The organism is Scytonema sp. NUACC21, from assembly GCF_054684315.1.
Genome location: NZ_BAAFZH010000096.1, coordinates 75,723 through 98,056 on the forward strand (window position 1 = coordinate 75,723; position 22,334 = coordinate 98,056).

A 22,334-nucleotide genomic window follows, 5' to 3' on the forward strand; every position below is an offset into this window, starting at 1 on the left:
TTTATCCAGCACCTGCTAACCTGGTACAGGTGGAGACAGCAGCCACCCACGTACCAGGTAAAACAGAATCTATTGCTGGGAAAGAAAATACAGAGTATTGGGTTAACGGTGCGTGGCGTAACAACATATCGAAGTAAATCGGAGTAAACCCCAAGATATACGATTGTTCGTTTGTTTCGCGGTCTGATTGACGGTAGTAACTGAATCACTGGTCAAGTAAATCAATACTTCTGAGGACACCGTTTCTAGACCTTACCGCCTACGCCGTGGCGGTTTACCTTGTTTGATATGCTTTTCATCTAACCATCCCATTGAGACAGCAGACTCCAAACTATGACCATTATCTGCAAGGAATAATGCAGTACGTTGTAACAAGATTTGATGAATCTGTTTGGCAAGCTAAATACTGAAGGTGGTGTTCGAGATCCATTGGGAACGACTTATCATGAATGCGGGACTCTATGGATGGGAGATGACCCCAACTCATCCGTCACCGACTCCACCGGACGATTTCACTACTAGCCCCAGGTATCAGACAATTGTACAACCCACAGCAATATAGCAATTTTCCCAAGCGTGAAGTACACCCAATTGTAAGGGCGCTCTTACCACCGCGTCCCTACCAATGTACTTCACTGATTTGGCAAGCGCTATATTTCTTGGAAAGCCCCAATTGCACGAACAGTTTTTGGAAAATCGGCAGGTCAAAAATTTAAATCCAGTTGCCAATTAGCACATATGCTGCCCAGAAATAGGGTTCTTGTCGATACTTGGGATTGGCTAAAATAGCAAGTTGGGCGCGGCGGAGGGCTTCTGCCTTCGAGATACCTGTTTTATTAATCTGGGCGAGCTGGTTGTAAAATTCACCCATAAGCGTTGCCGATGCCTCATCATTGACGCGCCATAGGGTTGCCAAGGTACTGCGAGCACCGGAACGCACCGCTACCCCCGCCAATCCCAACGCCGAACGATTATCTCCAGCTGCTGTCTCGCACGCACTTAGGACGAGGAGTTCGAGGGCTTTATCGCGGGATATTTCCCCTGTTTGCAAAACCTGGCTGAGGTCGTTGACTTTTATTTTGCCATCCCAAGTCAGAATGAAAGTCTCATCTGCTTCTGAACTAAATTGACTGTGGGTTGCCAGGTGAACAATGGGTAACGACACAGCAGCAACTTTAGTTTCAAATGCGGAACTGGTGAATTTTTGGTTAAAGAGGATTTGGCTGGGAATTTTAGATTTAATTTGGTTGACTTCTTCGGCAACATGAGGTAAAGCAGAAAACCCTTGATGGCGTTCCGCTTCGAGCCCAGCGACCAACGCACCTAGTTGTTCTTGCTTGAGCGATCGCGGCGACAAAAGTTGCAAACCGGGTGTTAGGGCAATACTATACTTTTCCACGAGAAACTTTTGACCATCGTGCAGCGCTGCCATTGGAATATTTCGCAAAGCCCCGTCCAAAACAAATACCAAAGTTTCTACTTTGCTTGCAGCCAGTTCTGAGGCTGCTGGGCGAATTAACCAATTGTATAGCTGTTGCAGTTCCCGGAGTGTCAGTTGTAGAGTAGTAGGTTGGTCAAGTTCTTCCCGCAGATTGGATACAAAACGCTCAACTTCTGTGCTGGTAATAGATGTTTTATAGTAGCGGAACTCCCGAGATGCCTTTGTTTGCTTTTGGTTTTCAGATGGCGGTAAGCTTGCGATGATAGCAAGTTCGTCCTCTAAAAGGATGGGATAAATCACAGCTGCGCGTTGGTCTACCCGATCCACCTGGGCTATGTTCCCATTTATACAGGCTTCTCTAAAAAAGTTATCAAGTTCAACTAATTGCAAATTTTCAATGACATCTCGCGCTTCCTTGAGGTTATCTGGTTGATTTGATTTCACAAGCAGTCCAACAAGTTGGCGGTGAATCGGCTCAACGGCAGAACGGAAGGAAAACTGTACATCTGGATTTGCCACTGCTAAATCTGCGCGGAGTGATTTGATGGTAGCAACTGCTCCTTTATAAGCTGCGATCGCTCCCGTTGTTTTGCCCTGTGCTTTTAAAACCCTTCCCAACTGCCACTGCCAGCGATAAGCTATCTCTGCCGCGTTGGTTTGTTGTGCCAACTGGAGTGCCTGCTGGGTCAATTTTTCAGCTTCTGACCACTGCTCTGTTTTTTCGTAAATGTTGCCCAAGCTACCCAATGCATAGGCGAGGGTATGGGAATCTCCTAACTCTTTGGCTTGTTGTATGGCAGTTGCCAGAATTTGAGCGCTCCTACGAAGAGAAGCCTCTGCTGGTTTGCTTTCCATCTCCATTATCGACTGAGCGAGATTGACTCGCGCCTCAATTGACACACGATTTGGAGGTAATGCTTCGATTTGTTGTTGAACCTGTGGCAAAAGGGTTTGAGCCGCAGACGGCTGCTTGGTATCGATGAGTAAACTCAGTTGATTGACTTGGGCTTGTACCTGCAAAGTGGGGGACGCAGTAGAAGCAGCTTGTTGATAGTACTTTAAGGCAGCTTGGGGATCGCCTTGAGCGCGGGCGGTGTTACCAAGGCTGAGTTGAGCCAGTGCCACTGCCTCAGGTAATTGCAAGCTATTCGCAATAGCTAAACTATGCTCTAGAACGATACGGGCTTGGGTGAAATTGCCAGTTACCCGCAGGGAATCTCCCAATGTCCGAAGTGCGGTGACCGTTTCGGGAGAAGGAGGAAGATTCTTTATAAGAGTTTGCAACTGCTCTTCGTTGGTGTTGGAACGCTGCTGCAATTTTAAAGCAGTATCGAGCAATGCGATCGCCCGCCGATACAATCCTAAGTTTTGCAAAGCTTGCGCTTGGTTAATTTGGCTTGTGAGTGCCCGCTCCTGTTTGCCCTGTTGAGTATACAATACCGTTGCACGTTCCCAGGATTTGAGGGCAGCATCAGCTTTTCCCCGTGCCAGAAGCAATCCACCTTGGATGTCTAAGACTTGTGCTAGCGCCAGTGATTTCTCTGGGCTTGCAGCTTTAGCCCCTTCTAGGAGTGCAAGACTATCTGCGATCGCACTAGTTGCATCGTTCCACTGTCCGAGTTGTTGATAGCAAAGGGATAAATTGCTCAGACTGAGGGCTTGGCGAATTGGTTCTCCTGACGCTTGATAAGCTTGGGCAGCCTGTTGAAACAACTTTGCCGCTTCAGAGAATTGACGCTTGCTGTAGAGCGATCTAGCCTGCTGTTCGACAGACCCCACCCCGCTTGCAGCAGCTTTCTCTGTAGATGTGGGGGTGGGGTTCGGAGAAACACGAGCTAAGACAGGTGATGTGATACACAACAATGCAGACAACACCATTGGTATAACAAAGCGAGTCAATCTTTTATGGCGTTGTTTAATAGGTTTCATAAAAGTATTTCTCATAGATGTGTTTATAGAAGCCCCTCCCATGACTATTTCTGGCGATGCTCTACATATGCAAGTCATCTTACCATCAGTACACAAAGGATGAAATATGAAGGCTAAAGGATGAACTGCTAGCTCCGATTCGAGGTCGTGGTAGTGTATCAGAATAACTTGAAAAGTAAATTATGGCAAATTGCTCAAACTTTGAGAATATCCACAGTCTTTACAGTACGGTAAATATTTATAAGTAAAATTGTGGCAGTTTGGGCATTCAATATATTGAGCCGAAGCACAATGCGGACAATAGACATCATGATGGCGGATTTTCTTAGCACACTTAATACAACGAGATTTTTGTACTCTGTTAGCTGCTTGAACTTTGGAGTTAAAGACAATTTTTTGGAGAAATTTGATAATTCCAAAACCAATTAGTGGAATTAGCAAAATATAAACATAGCTGATAAGGAACAGCAAGCCACCAAAAATAGCGCTAATGATATCAAAGATAAATTGAAATATTAACCCAAATCTTAGAAATTCAAATATTTTTAGAATGAGTGGAATCAAAAAAATCACTAGCAAATGCCAGCTAATGAGAGAAATGAGCCCATATCCTCTTACCCCTGCAAATCTATGAACTGATAATGCAACGACAATCAGAGGTAGAAGAAAGATAGATTGAAAAGCAAGTTGGATACTAGGATACCAAAAGGATGCTTGCTGATGACCTTTTTCAACTGCCTTAAAATTCCCCTCATCTTTAAGCAAGGTTATAAAATTAGTACTTTCTGCCTTGGCTATCAATTGAGTTTTTAAATCAGAAACTTCCCGGTTCAAGGTAGAAATACTGCGTGTATTTTTGTCTAATTCCTGCTTGGCTTTTTCAGCACCAACTCGATTAATTGATTGCTCCCGAGGTTGACCTGCAATTTTTTCTAAGAGAGTGGAGTCATATTGAGCGCGAATGTTGCGATTAGCTTGTTCCAGCTGACTTATGTTTGCTTGTTTCTGGTTAATAGTTTTTATAATTTGCCGATTTTCAGAATTGTAGATTTTATCTTTATACTCGGCAAACTTCAAACATATTTCTGAAACCTTTCCTAAATGTGCTTCTCTGATGTGCTGATAATTGCGTTGCAATGATGGTGGACTGTTTATGTCGTAGGGCAATGACAGCGCGATCGCTTCATAGTCTTTATCTTTCGTGGTTTGTTTTCGGTAATTGTTCCATTCAGAATAACATGGATAAGCTTGCGAAGGACTGATATGCCATCTGCTAATATCATCCAGTCCAGTGCCTTAAACCAAAATCCTTCATCGGTTTGGGGCAAAACAGTGATATCTACGTTGTATTGAGTAAGAGTGTTGATCAGGTCAGGGTCATTAACCAGGGTCACCAGCTTCTTGTTTGTGTCATTCTTAGGCATGACAAGAGCTGTAGACCTATCTGCACTCAAACTGACTTTTTCTACATTGCCATTTTGAACTTCTTGAATAAACTGGCTGTACCGCCATGTTTCTCTACTTTGTGGTTGTTTGTCAAAAAACGCTGTCCCAAGCGCTATGACAACAATAAAAAGTAGTGCGTACAGCCCCGCATTTCTCCATCTTTTATTATTCACCGAGGTTAATCCTCCTAATTGTCTTCTTGTGCCATATGCGAAGCTTAACGGCTAAAGCCGTATCGCGAGAGTGTCTCTGTAAAGAGAGGGTATTTTAAGAAATATGTTAACTTATCTTAACGTATACCAAATTTTGCTCCTGTAGTGCTATAAAAAAATATCCGTAATTGCCGAAAACAAGGATGGTGGGGATTATATTCTAACTTTCCTACAAGCGAGCTAACGGTATGAATGGGGACGGTTTCCACTACACTGTTACTGTAGGCGATCGCCTCAAATTTCCTGACTCTCTCTGGCGTCCAAGGTTCCTCTCGAACAACCCACTGCTCTTGACGAAGCCAGTTAACTAGTTGCGCTCTCATAATTCCCGGTAAGATTTTCCCAGTTTCCGGTGGAGTCCACCAACTGTCATCCCGCCAACCCCAGAGGTTTCCCGTACTACTTTCCAACCAATTTCCTTCACTATCTACCAGAATCGCTTCCTGGGCACCTAAATCTTGAGCACTAGCCTTAGCTAACCACGGGCTCAAATAGTTTCCCGTTTTGTGACCGGGCATCGATCTGTAGAGTTCCGGTGTAGCAAGCGTTGCTACAATACCATGTTTCTGTTTTTCTATCAACCCCTCTGGTAATGACTTACCAATTATCCATTCCCGCCCATTGGGAAAGATAGTAATTCTTAAAACGGGAAAGTGTGCTGCTATCGCTTCTGCACCTTGGCGCAATCTCTCTTCACCCGGAAAACACCAGCCAAATGTTTGTAAGCTAGATTTTAGGCGATCGCAATGTGCTTGCCAGTGAGTTAACCGACTATCAAGAGAATTCTCATAAACTCTTAAAGTTGTAAAAACCGTTGCTCCATAAAGTAACCCTGGGTCATCAATGGCTAACTCTAGAGTTTGAGACTCGATTAACTTTCCGTTGTACCAGTAAATAGTTTTTTCTCCTAGTAATTACTAACTACCAACAATATTCTTTAATCGTCTTTAGGCAATTTGATTTTATGACTGCCGTCAGGATTAGGTACGACCTCACCCCCTAAAGCTTGAATTTCCCGAATTGCCCGTTGACGAGTTCTTTCATCTACTTGATTATTTAATACCATAGCCCAAGTTGCAATTCTGGCAAATTTGCTATTAGGATTGCGACTTATAAAGTCTGCAGTTCTCTGAGAAATTGATGTAACTTGTTTGCTTTCCTCGTCTGAATGCTGACCAGCCCATTTTGCCGCTTTTTCAAACGATCGCTTGGCTTTTGAAGACTGTCCTAAAAATAGTAACTCATCAATACCTTTATAACGCCAAACATAATAAGACCGTTCGGGAGCCACAGGAGTTAGAGATTCTAAACCTTTCTCCATCAATTTAATAGCACGTTCCGGCATAGCAGCGTACATAGATGTGCTGCTAGAAAGCCCTAAATAAGCCATTATAAATCGCGGATCGCGTTCTAAAATAACTTCAAAGTATTCTGGGCTCAATTCATAACCTGTTTTTGCGCGAACCTCATCATCACCAAAATATTGCAGAAAACAGAGGTATATCCAATTGGCAACCATATTATCATAACCAAAACTTGGTATTTTTGCAATCAAATTAAGACGAATCTTTTCTAAATTAATTTCTTTTTGTAAAGTTTCTATTGAAGCCGTCTTGTTGCTATAAAGCTGTTTTTGCATCCGGGGAAATTGGAGCGAACTCACGCCCAACATACACAAACAAGCTGCAAAAGATACAATGGCATTTTGACAAGATAAAGGGAACATCCTGGTAAATGGATATATAGGGTTGGACTATAGGTAAATAGTTCCCCCAATTTCTGCCAAAATAACAGTTAGTAAAATAATAGGTTTGATATTTGGCTGGAATCAAGCCAGAAACGAATTCTGTTGGTTGATTTTGACATGACAATCTGCCAAACACGGAGAAGGCATGGAAAAATTTAATATCCGTGCTGGCATATAAGGCAATACGGTTTAGATAACACCAAAATCCGGATCGATAACACAACGTAGAGACGCGCCATGGCGCGTCTCTAACGTGATTTTTTACACATTAACCTTAACTGAACCGTATTGGCATATAAGGGGCTTGCATCGTCTTACAAAATTGAGAGTCAAAGAATTTCATCATTAATGCTGTTATTTGTCCTTTGTCATTGGTCATTTGTCCTTACTACCTTATTGTTCTGGTAGTTCGCCAAATAAATTGCGATATTGAGCCAGCAATTCTTCGGCTGTCTGATACCGATTTCCTTGGCGATCGTACCAGTACAGTGCCTCTAACTCTACTTCTCCATCTCTGTAGTGGGATCTACCAATACCTAAATCCACTTCTGGCATCCAGAAAGGCTCTCCTATTTGGAGTTGATACTCTCCATTAACTAAGCAATAAACTTCAAAGGGCTGGTGTTGGTCTCGACGCCAATATTCAGGGTTATAAACGACATAATACAACACACCTAACTTGGCATAAATTGCCATCTTGGTATCATATTCGCCGTTATAAGTTAGAGAAACAATTTCTAGCACAAAGATTGGTACAACGTTATTTTCTTCCCATACAACATAACTTTTACGTAAGGCATTGCCCTTAAATCTCTCAACTCCCAAACTTAAAAAGCCATCTGGTACAACTGGCACTTGAGGGCTAATACCTGTTGTATGGTAAATTGCCATATCAACTCCAAAAAACCAATTAATACGTTTTCCCCAAATGAATTTGAGCAGGAACAGTAATAAGTTGGGAATAAAATTTTGATTTTCGTTGTCTACAGGAGTATCATCTGAGCAAGGTAGTTCAGCGCTTGTTGGTAAACCGGTTGAGGGATTAAACTGTACCATTGGTAGCGCTTGATAATGTTTTGATTTATTATAGGCGATCGCAATATATCAAGTACTCAGGAAATCGCAGGCGAACGCAAATAAAAACATTTTGATTCTAAAGAGCCAGTTTGTGTTTGGCGCGAGCGCTTGCTTGTGATACTAGATTTTCAATTTCTTATGACCTCTCAAGTCGTTGAAGAAAATCCTTTACCACCTCATCTGGATAGTTATAACAACGTGTTGCGTCATAGAATTCGATACAAGTGAGACCATAATCTTTAAAAAGTCGTGCTCGATCGTGATCTTTCATCGCTGTGTTCGGAGTATGATACCGATCGCCCATTACCTCGAGAATTCCCCATTTTCCGTTCTTACAGACTAGGAAGTCAGGCTCCCTTTTTACATTTTTCCCACCAAGAATTGCTGTTGCGTTGGGAAAAAAGAGCACGTAAGCACATTTCAGAGCCTCATAAATTTTAGTTTCCGTTTTTGAGCGAAATCGAAGACCGTCGTGTTCAACGTTGCCAAGACTTCCGAGTGACGCGCTGCTTACAATAGGAGTTTGCTCGTCTGGCGGTGCTTCAATAAAGGGAACTACTGTTATTCCCTGAAGTAGATATCCCGAATTGGGGGGCAACAGAGATTTAGTGCTTTCTTCCAATATCTTTTGTACCTCCTTCGTAAACGTCGGAAATTCATCAATAGAAACTTGAAAGTGAACCGATACCCAAAACGTATTCCATATTACCTGCGTGTAGCTACCACTCGTTGAAAATTCACATTGCGATCTACTGAGAGCGTTGCTTATCTCCATGTGTCCTTGGTTTGCAAGATAACGGCACAAGGTATGCATGAATGCTGCTTCGTTTGGTAGCTCATACGTATATTCACTCATAAAAATTTAAGGGTATTTACTCATAAGCCAATAAAGTGCAAAATCTTGAGTTGAGAATGGCGATTGTCGCACCAATGAAGGCTGGTAAGTCTACAATCACAAATGCAATTATTGGACAGGAGATTTTGCCAAGTCGTAACTCTGCCATGACAACGCTTCCTACAGAGATTATTTTTAATGCTGAATTGACTGAACCAGTCTTAGAGCTAAGCCCGCAAATTTTGTCAGTTTTTCAAGAAACACTGTTAACTTTAAGAAATAAGATTGAGGAGTTAGGGATAGAGCTAGTAAAAGAAAAAGTTTCCCATTACCCACATTTAGCAAAGATGCCAAAGCAAATTCAACGATGGGTAGGATTAGCAATTCCTGCTAAAAGTGAAGGTCGGGATAACATTATTCACACTTTAACAAGCTTAAACGATATTGTTCGGCTATGCAGCATTATAGCCCCCCTTGCAGACCCGATACAATCCTTAATAGATGTTCCTAGAATCTACACTCCATTTTGCCGTTCATCAGAAAATCTGGAATCGGAAAATTTAGGTAATTTAGTTATTGTAGACACCCCTGGTCCAAACGAAGCTGGAGATAACTTGCAGCTTCAGTATGTCGTTGAAAAACAACTTATAAAAAGTTCAATAGTTTTGATAGTTCTAGATTTTACACAACTTAAAACAGAAGCTTCAGAAAAGGTTAAAAAAGAAGTTCAAAAAATCATTAAATTACGTGGTAAAGAAACTTTATATGTGTTGATTAATAAAGTTGACCAGCGGCGTGAAGGTGATATGACTACACAGCAAGTACAGCAATTTGTCGCTGCTGAATTTGGTATTGGTCAAGCCAGCAATCAAAATCGGGTATTTGAAACTTCCGCCAGACGTGCTTTTACCTCAGCTAACTTTTTAATGGAATTACAGCAAAATCCTAGTGTGACTATTACCCACATGAAGACAGTAAATGCTCTTGCTCAAGAAGTTTTTGGTATGGACTGGGAAGAGGAATTAGAAGAAGCAACTACAGAAGAATTACAACGTAAGGCAGAGAGATTGTGGCAAAAATCAGGATTTGATCTCTTTTTAAATGGAGCAATTTCAGCACTGATGGAGACAGCCGCACCTCGTTGTATCAAATCTGCGCTCAGAATGGCTCATAGTTATCTTATAGAACTAAGTAATGATGTTCAACTCCGTAACAGTGCCATAAACGAAAATGAAACAAAACTCAGGCAAGAAGTTGGCGCACTTGAAAAAGATTTACAATCTCTAGAAGAATGTCGTAAATGTTTACAAGAAGTAGATAGAATCAAGGCAAACCTTTACCAACAACTTAATAAAATACTTGAGACTATTAAAAAAGAAGCTGAAGAGAATCTTGAAAGTTATTTTACTGAAGAGGAATACCAACGTGCAGATTCCCTTAAAAAGGGAGGTATGGTAACCCAAAATTTTTTTAATTGGGTTTCTAAAAAATTCTACTTTGTTGAACGCAAATCTATTAGTAGTGGTGTTATTGAATTTACAAGCTTAAGCGTAGCAGAAAACTTTGCAGAGCAAGCAATTGCTGCTGCCAAACAAAATGTTGTGGAACCTTTACTAGAAAATGTTCGCAATCAAGTCAGAAAATATGTTGAACAAGCGCGTCAAAACTTAAGTAACTCTTTGCAACGCGATACTCAGCCAATTATTGAACGTGCGCGTCAGCGATTAAACGAAAATTTTAATGTCAATCTATCTTTACCAACACCAAACATAAATTATGTTGAGCTAGATAATACCAAAGCCCATATCAATCATAATACTCGATTGATAGACCAGGGATATGAAACAAAAGTGGTGAAAAAGAGAGAGTTTTGGCATTGGTTATGGCTGGTTCCAAAACAAGAAATTATAAGAGTGAAACGACCTGATAAACAAGAAAGGTATTATACTGTATCCCTTCAAGAAATAGTGGAAAAATCAAATAAATTAATCGATCGAAGTATTAAGAATATTCGTGAGGAAATTAACCAGTACCTAGATAAAGATTTTAAAGAGCGAGTAGGTAGCTTCTTTAATGAACTTGATATTTACCTGGGAAATTATCGTAACACTCTTATCCAAGCGCAGCAAGACCAGAAGAAACAGGCTGAAGAGAAAGATAAATTAGTTAAGGAACTCAGGAATTTTATTATAGAATCTAATGACAAAATTGGTAAAACAAATATTTATCTGAAATATACCGATAATTTAATGAGATAGAAATTATGAGCCATATTTATCCTTGTGATGAATTGACAAATCAACTACAAACTTTGATTGACTATTCCTACCCCTTCTAATCTTTGTCTTAAAGAAATCCAACGTAGAGTACCTGTAGTTGGAGACAAAGCCTTAGTTGACCTTATCAATGGTATTCAAGTCAGCAAGGATATCATCCGCTATCGCAAAAATCGCGGTTGGTTTGGTCAATTATTTGATAAGCTTGATGGTAGCGATAAAAAACGCAGATTATTGTTAGATGGTAATTTAATAGCAGGTCAAGAAGCGCTATATAACTGGGTATTAGAACTGACTGATTCACTTCGCATTAGTCAAGTTGCTATGGAAGTGACTCAGAACTCTCTGTTAGAAGCTCGTGATGCTATCCGCAATCAAAAACAGAGGTTACAAAAGCAAGAGGAAGCACTATTTGAACTCAGCAACCAATTAAATCAATTAGCTCAGCAAGTCAGCACAAGACTTAGTAACTTGGAAGTGCGAATGCGTCAGCTAGAAGTGCGAGTTGCAGCTAATGAAGATTTAGACCAAATTGTTACCGCTTGGGCTGCTGGACAAACTTATACAAAGTTACCTTGGGCTGTGCAAGTTGCTTTGTTAGCACGGGAAGTTTTTAGTAGTTCCGTAGTGATGTATGAAATCGAAACTGGGGATACACAACGTTACCGTCAGCTTTTGGTGAATAAAATTCTTGCTACAGGTAAACAATTTTCCGATCGTTTCTTTGGTCTTGCTGATTTGTTAGATCGATCCTCGGTGGAAATGACAAAAGATGACCGGGAACTAACAGCTGCTTTGCTGGAAATCCGTTCCATTCCGCAGCAACGCTTAGGACGTACACCGCATTTGTTTGTTCTTGGTACCACCTTAGAACTGGCGACGCTACCACAAGAAGCTAGACCTCCTAAACCAGCACAAAGCGCTTTAGCACTGTGTCGCGCTCAAATTGAGACTATCTCCCGCACCACCGATGCACGGGAATTTATTACTGCGGTGGTAGAAGAAACTGCTAGCGATTGTATGGCTATGATTGCTCATCGTTAAAGCATAGGCAAGTAAGGAAATATATTTCTACAGCTTTGACGGAGTTAGACAAGATTTAGTAAATATTTATACTGAATTTGGATTTGTGATATATGCGCTAAAGCGCAACTACGAACGGGAGATTTTACATTTTGTTGCTATGAAATCAGCTAACTCTCAACTTGGACTTGTACTTACAGGTGGTGGTGCTAAAGGAGCATACCAAGTAGGTGCTCTTCAGTATATTGCCGAATTAGGGCTAGAACCGCAAATTATTGCCGGAACTAGCATTGGCGCTCTCAATGGTGCTGTTCTCTCAGCCTATCGCCCTTTCCCTAATGCTGTCCAACATCTCAACCAACTTTGGGATAGACTCAGCCATGCAGAAATTTTACGCCCAAATACTGGCGCGGTTCTCCAGACTCTCAGCTATGCTACTCAAGCATTTACACCAACATTGCGGATATGGCTGCATGATTTTCTTGTAGCAGAAGGTTTCATGCAAGATTCAAATGCCATTTTTGACCCTACTCCCATTGAAAAACTTTTACGAGCAACTGTTAAACCTTACGAACTGCAACGAGGGATTGAGTTATGGGTTACAGTCTTTCCTTCTTTGAAGATACCTGGTTTGGGTTACGATTGGTTGGTAGATTTTATACGTGCTCGTACTGGCACCGATGCTCACTGGCTCTGTATTCAAGAATGTACTGATGATGAAACAGTGTACAAATTACTGCTAGCTAGTGCTGCCCTTCCCCTAGTATTTCCCAGTCAAGAAGTTAATGGACAATCTTATGTAGATGGTGGTTTAGCTGATAATGTACCTTTGAGAGCTTTGGCAAAACGCGGGTGCAAAAACGTTATTGTCATTCACTTACAAAATGGTGCGGTTTGGAACCGCTATAATTTTCCCGAACAAACTGTCATTGAAATTAGACCGCAAGAGAAACTTGAAAAGTTTGATACTCCGCTTATTAGCAAAATTGTTAGCTACCTAGATTTTAGTTCTGAACGCATTACCAAACTTAAAAACCGTGGTTATGAAGACGCTAAACGCTGTTTAATTCCAATTATCAAAACTCTTAAAACTGTTGAAGACCAGCGCCAATCTCATAATTCGTTGGTTAATTCTACACAACGCCTCCTGAATGACCCACCGCTTTAAAAAAATGTCACTTCTCGCTTCATCGGGCTGAGGAAGCTGCATTAATCATCTCTTTAAGTATGAGGGCAGATGCGATCGCGTGCTAGGTTCTTTTAATAAATATGCTAGCAATGGAATAGGCTTTAAAAAACCTACCCTACACAATGACCAATTCTGAAAAACTGATGGAAGATGGAAGCATTGATTGGTTAGAAGTGACTACAGTTTATATTATTTTATTGGGGATTACCATGATTGAGACAACCCGTTGCTTTACTCCAGATTGGGTATCTCCCCCTGGTGATACTATTGCTGACTTATTAGAAGAACGTGATTGGACACAAGCACTGTTAGCACAGCTCTTAGGCTACACCACGAAGTACATCAGCTTGCTCATCAACGGTAAAGAACCTATCAATGAAGAAGCTGCCCTGAAACTAGAGCGGGTTTTGGGGAGTACAGCAGTTTTCTGGCTCAATCGTGAAGCTCAATATCGCGCCTATTTGGTTGGTTTGGAAGAAGAAAATCCCTTATAGGGCGATCGCATTTAATCAAGGGTGTGCTGATGAGTTAGAAATAATAATTATTGTAGGTTGGGTTGAGCGAAGCGAAACCCAACATTGTATCATGTCCGCATAAAGACTTATCATTAAAGCAGATGAGGAGATGGGGGAAGAAATTTTGGGAGATTTTTTTATTTGAAATTCCCTTAAGCGTTAGCGTTATTCAACATCAACATGATTTTTATGTGTTGGGTTTCGTGCCTCAACCCAACCTACGTTCATCCTTTATCCTTCATACTTGAAATGTTGGGTTTCGTGCCTCAACCCAACCTACGCCTTCCTCAATGAATTAATTATTAATTAATTCGTAATTCATGAATTTTTAATTACGAATTACGAGTTACGAATTATTCGGTCACGTTTTCACCAACCGCCAACATTCCCGAGCAATTTCCCAATCTTCTTCGGTATGAATTACCAGTACTCTGACTGCTGAATCGGGGGTTGAAATATCCATATTAACAGGCTTGTGGTTGTTCTTTTCTTTGTCTATTTTTAAGCCTAAAAATTCAAAAGCTTCACAGGTGGCTTCCCTGAGTGCGGCATCATTTTCACCAACACCCGCAGTAAATATCAGTGCATCCAATCCCCCCAAACTAGCAAGCATTGCACCAATGTACGATCGCAGCCGATGGACATAGATATCAAAAGCAAGTTGAGCGCGAGGGTTACCTTGAGAAATTTCCTGACGAATCTGTCGCATATCACCCGAAACTCCAGAAATTCCACGCAAACCAGAAGCTTTATTCAAAACATGGTCTAGCTTATCGACAGAGTAGTTACCTTGCCGCAAAAGATGAACGATCGTGCCCGGATCGACAGCACCAGAACGGCTTCCCATCATCAATCCATCTAAGGGAGTGAAGCCCATTGTCGTATCTATACTGTGACCATTTTTAACTGCTGCTAAGGAGCAACCGTTGCCTAAATGACAGGTAATTAACCGCAATGATGCTAAATCCCGACCGAGGATGCGAGCAGCACGTTGAGCGCAGTACTGGTGGCTAATGCCATGAAAGCCATAGCGGCGAATACCTTGCTCTACCCATTCATAAGGACCGGGATAAATTGCAGCAGCATCAGGTATTTGAGCGTGAAATGCAGTATCAAAAACTGCCACTTGGGTTATGTCTCCCAAATATTTCTCAATCGCCTCTATGCCTTCTAAATTGGCTGGGTTGTGTGCGGGGGCAAGAGCGGCAAGACGAGCGATCGCTTGTTTGACATCCTCAGTAACAACCACACTTTCACGGTAATCTTGACCACCATGTACCACGCGGTGACCCACCACATCAATTTCTGAAGGTTGACCAATGACTTGGGTAGAACCGGTGTGTAGCATCTCAAGCATATGGGCAACGACTTCAAGACGAGAATCTGAGGCGATTTCTTCTTCTAATTTTGCTCCCGTTGCTGTCTTAACCTCAATCTCTGCAACGCCTTGATGGTGAGTCCAATCTACCTTTGCTTCCCATAGGGGTTTAAGCGGTTCACTGGGGAAAGTATCACCCGAAAGTTCGTATAGGCAACTCTTTTGGCTACTAGATCCGGCATTGAGTACCAGTATTTTCATAGTCAGCAGGTATAAATTATTAAGTAGTTGTTGGGATAATCATTAAATTTTTGGAATTAACTTTTAACTTTTAGCATACTTAAGTAAGGTTGGCACAAATTAAAGATAACGAGTTAATGCTGTCCTTTGTCATCTGTCATTAGTCATTTGTATGAGTTTGACTAAGCAACAACAACACGGTCTCGCCCCTCCCGTTTTGCGCGGTACAAAGCTGTATCAGCAGCTTGAACTACGGCGTCTCCTGTTAAACCGTGCTCTGGGAAACAAGCGACTCCTATAGACAGGGAAATTGCGCCGAGAAGCTGACGGCGATGTTGCACATTTAGATACTTAACTCCTTTTCGGATAGCTTCTGCTCGTTCCCGAGTTGTTTGTATGTTTGCTTCTGGTAACACCAAAGTCATCTCCTCGCCCCCGTAACGGCAGGCAATATCTGAACCCCTCACCTGTTTTTGCAAGAATAAACCCAATTCCCGCAGTACGGCATCTCCTGCATCGTGACCAAAAGTATCATTGAAGCGTTTGAAGTGGTCAACATCAAGCATAATGATGCCTAAGGGTTGCTCGGAGCGTTCGGCACGATGGATTTCTCGCTGTAAGGATTCTTCCAGATAACGTCGATTGAACAATCCCGTTAGTGGATCGCGGATACTTTGCTGCTGAAGGGAGGAACGGAGTTTTAAATTTGCCAGGGTCAAGGCAAGGTTTTCAGCAATTGTCACAGCTAATTGTTGTTTGGCAGGTGATAATTCTCCTGGCTCAAAAGCGCTCAAATGAAGCACTCCCAATGTTTCTCCTTGGGCAATCATCGGTATACATATGAATTCAGCAACACGATTGGAGAGTATGTGTTTACACATTAAACTGCTCTGGCTGTTGTTAACCACGTGCATCCTACCGCGTCGCAGTGCCCAACATTCATTTGGTACAAACAATTTTTGGCTGGGAAATACTGATGGGTCTCCCCAAATTGCGATCGCCTCTGCCAAATGCTGGGAATCGCTGAGCATAAACACTCCACCAGACATCGTGGGAAATAGGGGCTGTATCAACTCCGAAAGGGCACTGTAGGCTTCCTGAACTGTAACGCAAGCTTGCAAGATTTCACTTATTTCATTCAGCATAGTAATTTCACGGGTACGCTGTTCTAGCTCCCGCACCCAGTTCCGCAACTGCCCGTTAGCCTCTTGCAATGCTTGTTCTGCGTGTTTTCTTTCTGTAATATCTCTTGAGGTAATTGCAATTCCATCGCTCAGTGGAACAACTTGATGGTGCAGCCATTTTGCCGTCAGTTCCGGTGTCGAAATCGGAAACTCCTGCTCCAGGACTACTCTAGTTTCCACAACCCGAACATACTTTTCAAAGAGTTCTGTTATGTAATTGACAGGAAGAATTTCACACATTTTCTTACCGATGACTTCTTTTTTAGACATAGAAATCATCTTTTCTGCGTTGGAGTTCATATCGGTAAATGTGAAATCTACGAGCCGTCCATTTTTGTCGCGCAAGCTTTTAAACACAAAAAAGGCATCTAAACTTCCTTCAATGGCAGCTCGGAAACGTGCTTCACTCTGGCGCAGTGCATCTTCCATCTGTTTGCGTTCGGTAATGTCATGGAAAACGGCACAAAAAACTTCTCTATTATCATAATAAATCAGGCTGATACTAGCTGAAACATCAACTAAGTGACCGTTTTTAGTTACACATTGTAATTCGTTAAGGCTCAAAGATTTGTCAGTCAGAAGTTCCTGAATTTTCTTCTGAAAAACTTCTGGCTTCAGAAAAATAATATTTTCCAGCTTTAATTCTAAAATGTCTTCTTTGGTGTATTCAAGAAGATGCAAACAAGTAGAATTAGCTTCTATGATATTTCCAGTTATCGCATCAAATAAGCAAATTCCCTCTACTGTTTGCTCAACGACAGCTCGATAACGCTCCTCACTTGCCTGTAAAGCAGCAAGTGTGAATTGCAGTTCTTGAGTTCGCTCTTGCACCCGATTTTCTAAGTCTTGATTGAGTGAATAAAGCTCGGATTCTTGGTGTTTCAACGTATCTAGCATATTGTTAAACGCCGTACCCAAGCTCTGTATTTCTGGAATAATTCCCAAATCCTGAATGCGTATGCTCAAATTTCCCAAATTAACCTTTTGTGTCAGTTGCACGAGAGCATTCACAGGAGCTAAAACGATCGCACCTGTTAGTATATCCGCTAAGAGAAACAGGACAACGGCAAGAAGCAAACTTTGCCAAAATGTCACTTGTGCTTGTCGCTGGATTTGTTGGTACTCTTTTTCCCAAGTCCTCTGAATCAGGAGCACTGCAGATGTTTCACCAGAACTGTTGACCAGTGGTAAACCGTAGTAATAAAGGTATACAAATCGGCTATTTAAGCTTTCCAATTGCTGAGATTGAAAAACACGTTGTGATAGAACAGCAGTTAAATGGCGATCGAATGTCAAACTACCGGGGCTGCGAGCTAAAACTGTATTTTTGGAATCAACAATTGTGACCTCTACCTGTCCCGCAAGCACTCCCAAACGGGTTACAGCATTTTGAACAAGGGCTTGGTCTTTGCTCTTAAAAGGTCGGTCTAAAATCTGTTGCAATAGCAAAGCTTCATATTGCCCATCCTTTTGCCAAGCTGCAGTTAGTATTTCCGTTTGCTGTTCCGTATTCAGCATCTGCATGCGAAGCCAGCCGCAAGTTAGCAGACCGTAAAATAAGAGAATGATAACTCGCAAACTTAACAGACGCTGACCCAATTTCATTTGTGTGCTCCAAGCTATTCCCGAGCAGCTAAAACAATGGCAGGTTCGTAGAGGAATGTTGGGTCAAATTTTGGTAACTTTGGCTGATTCGCTTGCAAAAAAGAGTAGGTGGCTTGCAGTTGTTCTTTCACTGTGCCAGAACCACCTTCTGCTGTAAAGAGCAAGCGGTTATCCTTTAAGTTTAGAAAGTGAATTCCTTTGGCTTCAGCTATCAGGTCATTAACCGGACGGTTCTGGTCTGATGAGAGCAATTTCCAACAACGTGTTGGGTCAGCAGTACAAAGTTGACGCATAGCATTCCAAGCTTCTATGAGATGAACATATGTTTCTGGGTGCGCCTGCAATGCTGCCTGTCTGACAATCAGCACGTTCAAAATCAGGTTGGGATAATCTTTGGAAGTGGTGAGAAGACGCATTCCCGGTAAAGCCAAAGCTTTTGTGAGGTTAGGTTCCCAAGTGACAACGGCATCAACCTGTTTAGCAGTGAGTGCTCGCTCTACTTCGTCAGTTTGTACATCGACAAAGGTAATGTCATTTGCTGTCAATCCGGCTTTTTTTAGAATTGCTAGCAGTAAATAATGGCTAGTTGCCCCTGTTTCTGCACCTACCCGACGCCCCCGTAAATCCTGAATGCTTTTTATGTCAGCACGAGCTACCATTCCGTCTGCTCCTGCTGATTCGTTGTAAGCATAAATCACTCGCAGGTCTTTTTCTGTTGCTGCCAAATTCACAGCTACATCTAGTGTAAAATTCAGTACGTCGGTAACACCATTCCGAAATGCCCTAATCATGTCATCAGAAGTTGCCAGACGCGGCAACTCCAAGTCTATTCCGTGGGTTTTATCTAGTCCTAAGCGATGAATCAGCACAAATCCTAAATCCCCCGGCCAGTCAAATGGCATCATTACCAGTCTTTGTGGTGGCGATCGCATCAAATGGGGTAATGAGATCGTTATAACTAGCAATAAACCAACTATAAACCCAGTTAACAAACGGAAGGGTTTGTGAGGCATAAAAGACTCCTTCATGACAACAAAAAATGTGTCATTGGGTCAGATTATTAATATAGTGCGATAGCTCCGCTACTGCCTACGGCAGATCGCAGTGTTTTCGCTGCCCAATGGTTTGTGGAAAGCAAAGTTTTTATAAAAACTTAAAACACGACTTTTATTTTGTGATTGAATTATATTATACCCACTTCTATCAAAAGATAGATGTTTTATCCAGCAATACACAGGCGTAGAGACTCTCTGTTTGAAATGTCTCTACATAATTCTTAGTCATTTACGTGATTTTAATGAGAATAGCTGAATTTAAATTTTAAACAAATTCCCAATCAACTTTGCGGATTAATTCTTATATCGATTCAAATGTTTGCACAAATAGTAAATAGGTCTATGCCGGACGTTTGATGGTGTGCTGTATAGGTCCACCAACAAAAAAGGAGCAGCCACTGCTGTGATTTGAGCGGCTTCTCCTTCTCCTAATAGGTCTGACTTATGCTACTTTCAAACCAGCGAGTTTTTCTGCAAGCAGTGTTTCCAGAGTTTCTAGTGCTTTGGTAAAACCTTTGATACCTTCATCTAGTTTTTCATTTGCCATGCGGTCTTCAACGTGCATCTTGTCAAAGGTAGCTTTATCCATCGGGATTTTTGCGATGTCCAATGCTGCTGCTTGACTGGGCTCAAGTTTGCGAGGTAATTCTCCTATGGTTACTTTTAATTCAGCTAGGAGTGCTGGAGAAATGGTCAGTAAGTCACAGCCAGCGAGTTCTGTAATTTCACCAATATTGCGGAAACTAGCTCCCATGACTTCGGTTTTATAACCGAATTTTTTGTAGTAGTTGTAGATTGTGGTTACAGATAAGACTCCTGGATCTTCTGCAGCAGGGTAACTATCGCGCCCGGTCTCTTTTTTGTACCAGTCAAGAATTCGTCCAACGAAGGGTGAAATCAGAGTCACACCTGCTTCTGCACACGCGATCGCCTGATGGAGACCGAACAACAAGGTCAGGTTGCAGTGAATACCCTCTTTTTCCAGGATTTCCGCAGCACGAATTCCTTCCCAGGTAGCGGCTATCTTAATCAGAACGCGATCGCGAGAAATTCCAGCTGCTGCGTACTGAGCAATCAACTCTCGTGCTTTAGCAACAGTAGCTTCTGTATCGTATGACAACCGTGCATCGACTTCTGTAGACACCCGACCCGGAATGATTTGTAGAATTTTTAACCCAAAGGACACCGCTAAGCGATCGAAAGCTAAAGCCACCACTTGCTTGTCGCTTGCACCAGATCCTGCATCTTTTTTTGCTTGGGCTAAAGTCTGGTTAACAATTTCCTGATATTCTGGCATTTGTGCTGCTGCGGTAATCAGGGAAGGGTTAGTGGTAGCATCTCGTGGGGTGAACTTCTCAATTGCTTGAATATCCCCTGTATCCGCAACCACAACGGTCATTTCACGTAATTGTTCCAGTAAACTTTTAGACATATATCCTCCTAGTATGTTTGCGATTGTCCTTGGCGCAAGCCGTACACGGCTTATTGCACAAAAACAGCGTTGTTCGTCCTAACAGTACCTATCAACCTCTTACCATCGTAGATTGCACAGAAAACAGGTGCCATTGTTCTCAATCTGTGTCAAACTTGTCGGCAATTGGAACTTCATCTCAAATCTATAAATTTCTGCGATAGCTTGAATTGACTTAAGATACAAACCTCAAAAATTAGATAGTTCTTAGTCAATGGTCAATAATATTGTCTGGAAATCCCTATTTTGTTTGTTTTTTTTAAGATTTTGTTGTTTTAGTGATGGGCTTGAGTACTCTGTCAAACTTTAATTAATGTTGGATTTTAAACAGAAATAGCCTGTCCGATAGTATGCACTTTAACCAAACTTGTGGTTCCCGATTTACCGATGGGAACGCCAGAGGTAATCACGACTCTATCGCCTTTTTCAATCAGACCCGTCTCTAGAAGGCTTTTCTCGACATTGAGCAGCATATCTTCTGCAGTATAAACAGCGTTGATTAATAAAGGTTCCACACCCCAAGAAATAGCTAGTTGGCGGTAAGGAGTTTCGCAAGGAGTCAGAGCTAGGATCTGAGTTGTTGGACGGTATTTGGAAATTAGCCTTGCTGTACTTCCACTCGAAGAGTGACAAACAATAGCTTTTGCACCTGTTTCATAAGCAATGCGACATACTGCCTCAGCTAAAGACTCGGTGACACTCAGACTACCAGCATCATAAGTCCACAGGGATTGACGGGCACCTTCTTTTAAGGCGTTTTCTGTTCGCACGGCAACACTGTGCATCATCTTGACTGCGGCTACGGGGTATTGTCCAACAGCAGTTTCTCCAGAAAGCATGACAGCATCGGTACCATCAAAAATTGAGTTGGCAACATCTGTGACTTCCGCACGGGTGGGGTCGGGGGCGCTAATCATGGACTCCAACATTTGCGTGGCAGTAATTACGGGTTTACCAGCACGATTGCAACGGAGGATGATATCTTTTTGAATCAGGGGAACTTGGTCAATGGGCATTTCTACCCCTAAATCGCCACGAGCAACCATGATGCCGTCAGCAGTTTCAATAATTCCATCGATATTCTCAACGGCTTCTCTTCTTTCAATTTTGGCGATGATGCGAATATTTGCGTTTGCTCCTTCAATCATCCGCTGCGCTGGTTCTAAGTCTTGGGGCGATCGCACAAACGATACTGCTACCCAATCTACTCCTGACTGTATCCCAAAGCGCAAATCATTGAGGTCTTTTTCGGTAATGGAAGTTACGGGTAAACGAGTTTCTGGAAGATTGACACCTTTGTTACTGGAGATTAAACCACCAATAACTACCTGCGCCCGAATTTTATCGGCATCGCGATCGCTAACAATTAATTTAATGCGACCATCATTAATCAAAATTGGTTCGCCGCGCCGCACCATTGCAAACAGAGTTGGCAATGGCAGAGGTATTTCCTCAGCACTACTACCTTCTTTTTGCAGGACAAAAGTCACTTCTTGTCCTGGTTCCACTGTTATCCCTTCTTGTGGCACAATTCCCAAACGAATTTTAGGTCCACAGAGGTCTTGCATCAGAGCGAGGGGTTTTTGTGCCTTACTACTGATTTCCCTGAGATATTTAATTGTTTGACCGTGAAATTCATGCTCTCCATGAGAGAAATTCAACCGCGCCACGTTCATGCCTGCATCTACTAAGGCTTGTAAGCGTTCGGGTGTAGATGTGGCGGGTCCAACAGTACAAATGATTTTGGTTCTACGCATGATGGAATACTTTA

The 22,334-nt window shown here is 42.1% G+C and carries 15 protein-coding genes and 2 pseudogenes; 5 read left to right on the forward strand and 12 right to left on the reverse strand.

The window, feature by feature from the left end; all coding sequences use genetic code 11:
• Positions 1-381: 381 nt before the first annotated feature.
• Complete coding sequence (locus ACYRY3_RS28460; RefSeq protein ID WP_460205041.1) at positions 382-522, forward strand: GMC oxidoreductase; 141 nt, start codon at positions 382-384, stop codon at positions 520-522.
• Positions 523-712: 190 nt separating this feature from the next.
• Here the strand turns inward: ACYRY3_RS28460 and ACYRY3_RS28465 are convergent, their stop codons facing one another.
• From ACYRY3_RS28465 to ACYRY3_RS28495, 7 genes and pseudogenes are all read right to left on the reverse strand, one after another.
• On the reverse strand, positions 713-3,370 hold the full coding sequence (locus tag ACYRY3_RS28465) for a CHAT domain-containing protein (RefSeq protein ID WP_460205042.1): 2,658 nt from the start codon (positions 3,368-3,370) through the stop codon (positions 713-715).
• Positions 3,371-3,550: 180 nt separating this feature from the next.
• Positions 3,551-4,663 (reverse strand): annotated as a pseudogene (locus ACYRY3_RS28470) (hypothetical protein); the annotation flags it as partial.
• A pseudogene (locus ACYRY3_RS28475) lies at positions 4,660-4,989 on the reverse strand (ATP-dependent metallopeptidase FtsH/Yme1/Tma family protein); the annotation flags it as partial. The pseudogenes ACYRY3_RS28470 and ACYRY3_RS28475, both read right to left, overlap by 4 nt.
• A 116-nt stretch (positions 4,990-5,105) precedes the next feature.
• Positions 5,106-5,924: an aminotransferase class IV gene (locus ACYRY3_RS28480; protein WP_460205131.1), complete on the reverse strand. Its 819-nt coding sequence runs from the start codon at positions 5,922-5,924 to the stop codon at positions 5,106-5,108.
• Positions 5,925-5,965: 41 nt separating this feature from the next.
• Positions 5,966-6,754, reverse strand: a complete 789-nt coding sequence (locus ACYRY3_RS28485; RefSeq protein WP_460205043.1) for a hypothetical protein — start codon at positions 6,752-6,754, stop codon at positions 5,966-5,968.
• 414 nt (positions 6,755-7,168) lie between these two features.
• Complete coding sequence (locus tag ACYRY3_RS28490; protein ID WP_460205044.1) at positions 7,169-7,831, reverse strand: Uma2 family endonuclease; 663 nt, start codon at positions 7,829-7,831, stop codon at positions 7,169-7,171.
• A 157-nt stretch (positions 7,832-7,988) separates the two neighbouring features.
• Positions 7,989-8,708, reverse strand: a complete 720-nt coding sequence (locus ACYRY3_RS28495; RefSeq protein ID WP_460205045.1) for a hypothetical protein — start codon at positions 8,706-8,708, stop codon at positions 7,989-7,991.
• A gap of 35 nt (positions 8,709-8,743) precedes the next feature.
• Between ACYRY3_RS28495 and ACYRY3_RS28500 the strand changes: the two genes are divergently transcribed.
• The 4 genes from ACYRY3_RS28500 to ACYRY3_RS28515 all read left to right on the forward strand — a co-directional run bounded on the left by ACYRY3_RS28500 (position 8,744) and on the right by ACYRY3_RS28515 (position 13,669).
• A complete protein-coding gene (locus ACYRY3_RS28500) occupies positions 8,744-10,945 on the forward strand; it encodes a dynamin family protein (protein WP_460205046.1) in 2,202 nt (733 codons plus the stop codon).
• 57 nt (positions 10,946-11,002) lie between these two features.
• Positions 11,003-12,007, forward strand: a complete 1,005-nt coding sequence (locus ACYRY3_RS28505) for a diguanylate cyclase regulator RdcB family protein (protein ID WP_460205047.1) — start codon at positions 11,003-11,005, stop codon at positions 12,005-12,007.
• A gap of 139 nt (positions 12,008-12,146) precedes the next feature.
• Complete coding sequence (locus ACYRY3_RS28510; RefSeq protein ID WP_460205048.1) at positions 12,147-13,154, forward strand: patatin-like phospholipase family protein; 1,008 nt, start codon at positions 12,147-12,149, stop codon at positions 13,152-13,154.
• A 143-nt stretch (positions 13,155-13,297) separates the two neighbouring features.
• Positions 13,298-13,669, forward strand: a complete 372-nt coding sequence (locus ACYRY3_RS28515; RefSeq protein WP_460205049.1) for a helix-turn-helix transcriptional regulator — start codon at positions 13,298-13,300, stop codon at positions 13,667-13,669.
• Positions 13,670-14,051: 382 nt separating this feature from the next.
• Here the strand turns inward: ACYRY3_RS28515 and ACYRY3_RS28520 are convergent, their stop codons facing one another.
• The 5 genes from ACYRY3_RS28520 to pyk all read right to left on the reverse strand — a co-directional run bounded on the left by ACYRY3_RS28520 (position 14,052) and on the right by pyk (position 22,320).
• A complete protein-coding gene (locus ACYRY3_RS28520; protein WP_460205050.1) occupies positions 14,052-15,269 on the reverse strand; it encodes an acetate kinase in 1,218 nt (405 codons plus the stop codon).
• A 161-nt stretch (positions 15,270-15,430) separates the two neighbouring features.
• Complete coding sequence (locus ACYRY3_RS28525; RefSeq protein ID WP_460205051.1) at positions 15,431-18,037, reverse strand: diguanylate cyclase; 2,607 nt, start codon at positions 18,035-18,037, stop codon at positions 15,431-15,433.
• 14 nt (positions 18,038-18,051) lie between these two features.
• The gene (locus ACYRY3_RS28530) at positions 18,052-19,050 is read right to left on the reverse strand and encodes an ABC transporter substrate-binding protein (RefSeq protein ID WP_460205052.1); all 999 of its coding nucleotides are present in this window, start codon (positions 19,048-19,050) and stop codon (positions 18,052-18,054) included.
• Positions 19,051-19,534: 484 nt separating this feature from the next.
• Positions 19,535-20,524, reverse strand: a complete 990-nt coding sequence (locus tag ACYRY3_RS28535) for a transaldolase (protein ID WP_460205053.1) — start codon at positions 20,522-20,524, stop codon at positions 19,535-19,537.
• 362 nt (positions 20,525-20,886) lie between these two features.
• Positions 20,887-22,320 (reverse strand): pyruvate kinase, encoded by a 1,434-nt coding sequence (gene pyk / locus ACYRY3_RS28540; RefSeq protein WP_460205054.1) that lies wholly within the window; start codon positions 22,318-22,320, stop codon positions 20,887-20,889.
• Positions 22,321-22,334 lie beyond the last annotated feature (14 nt).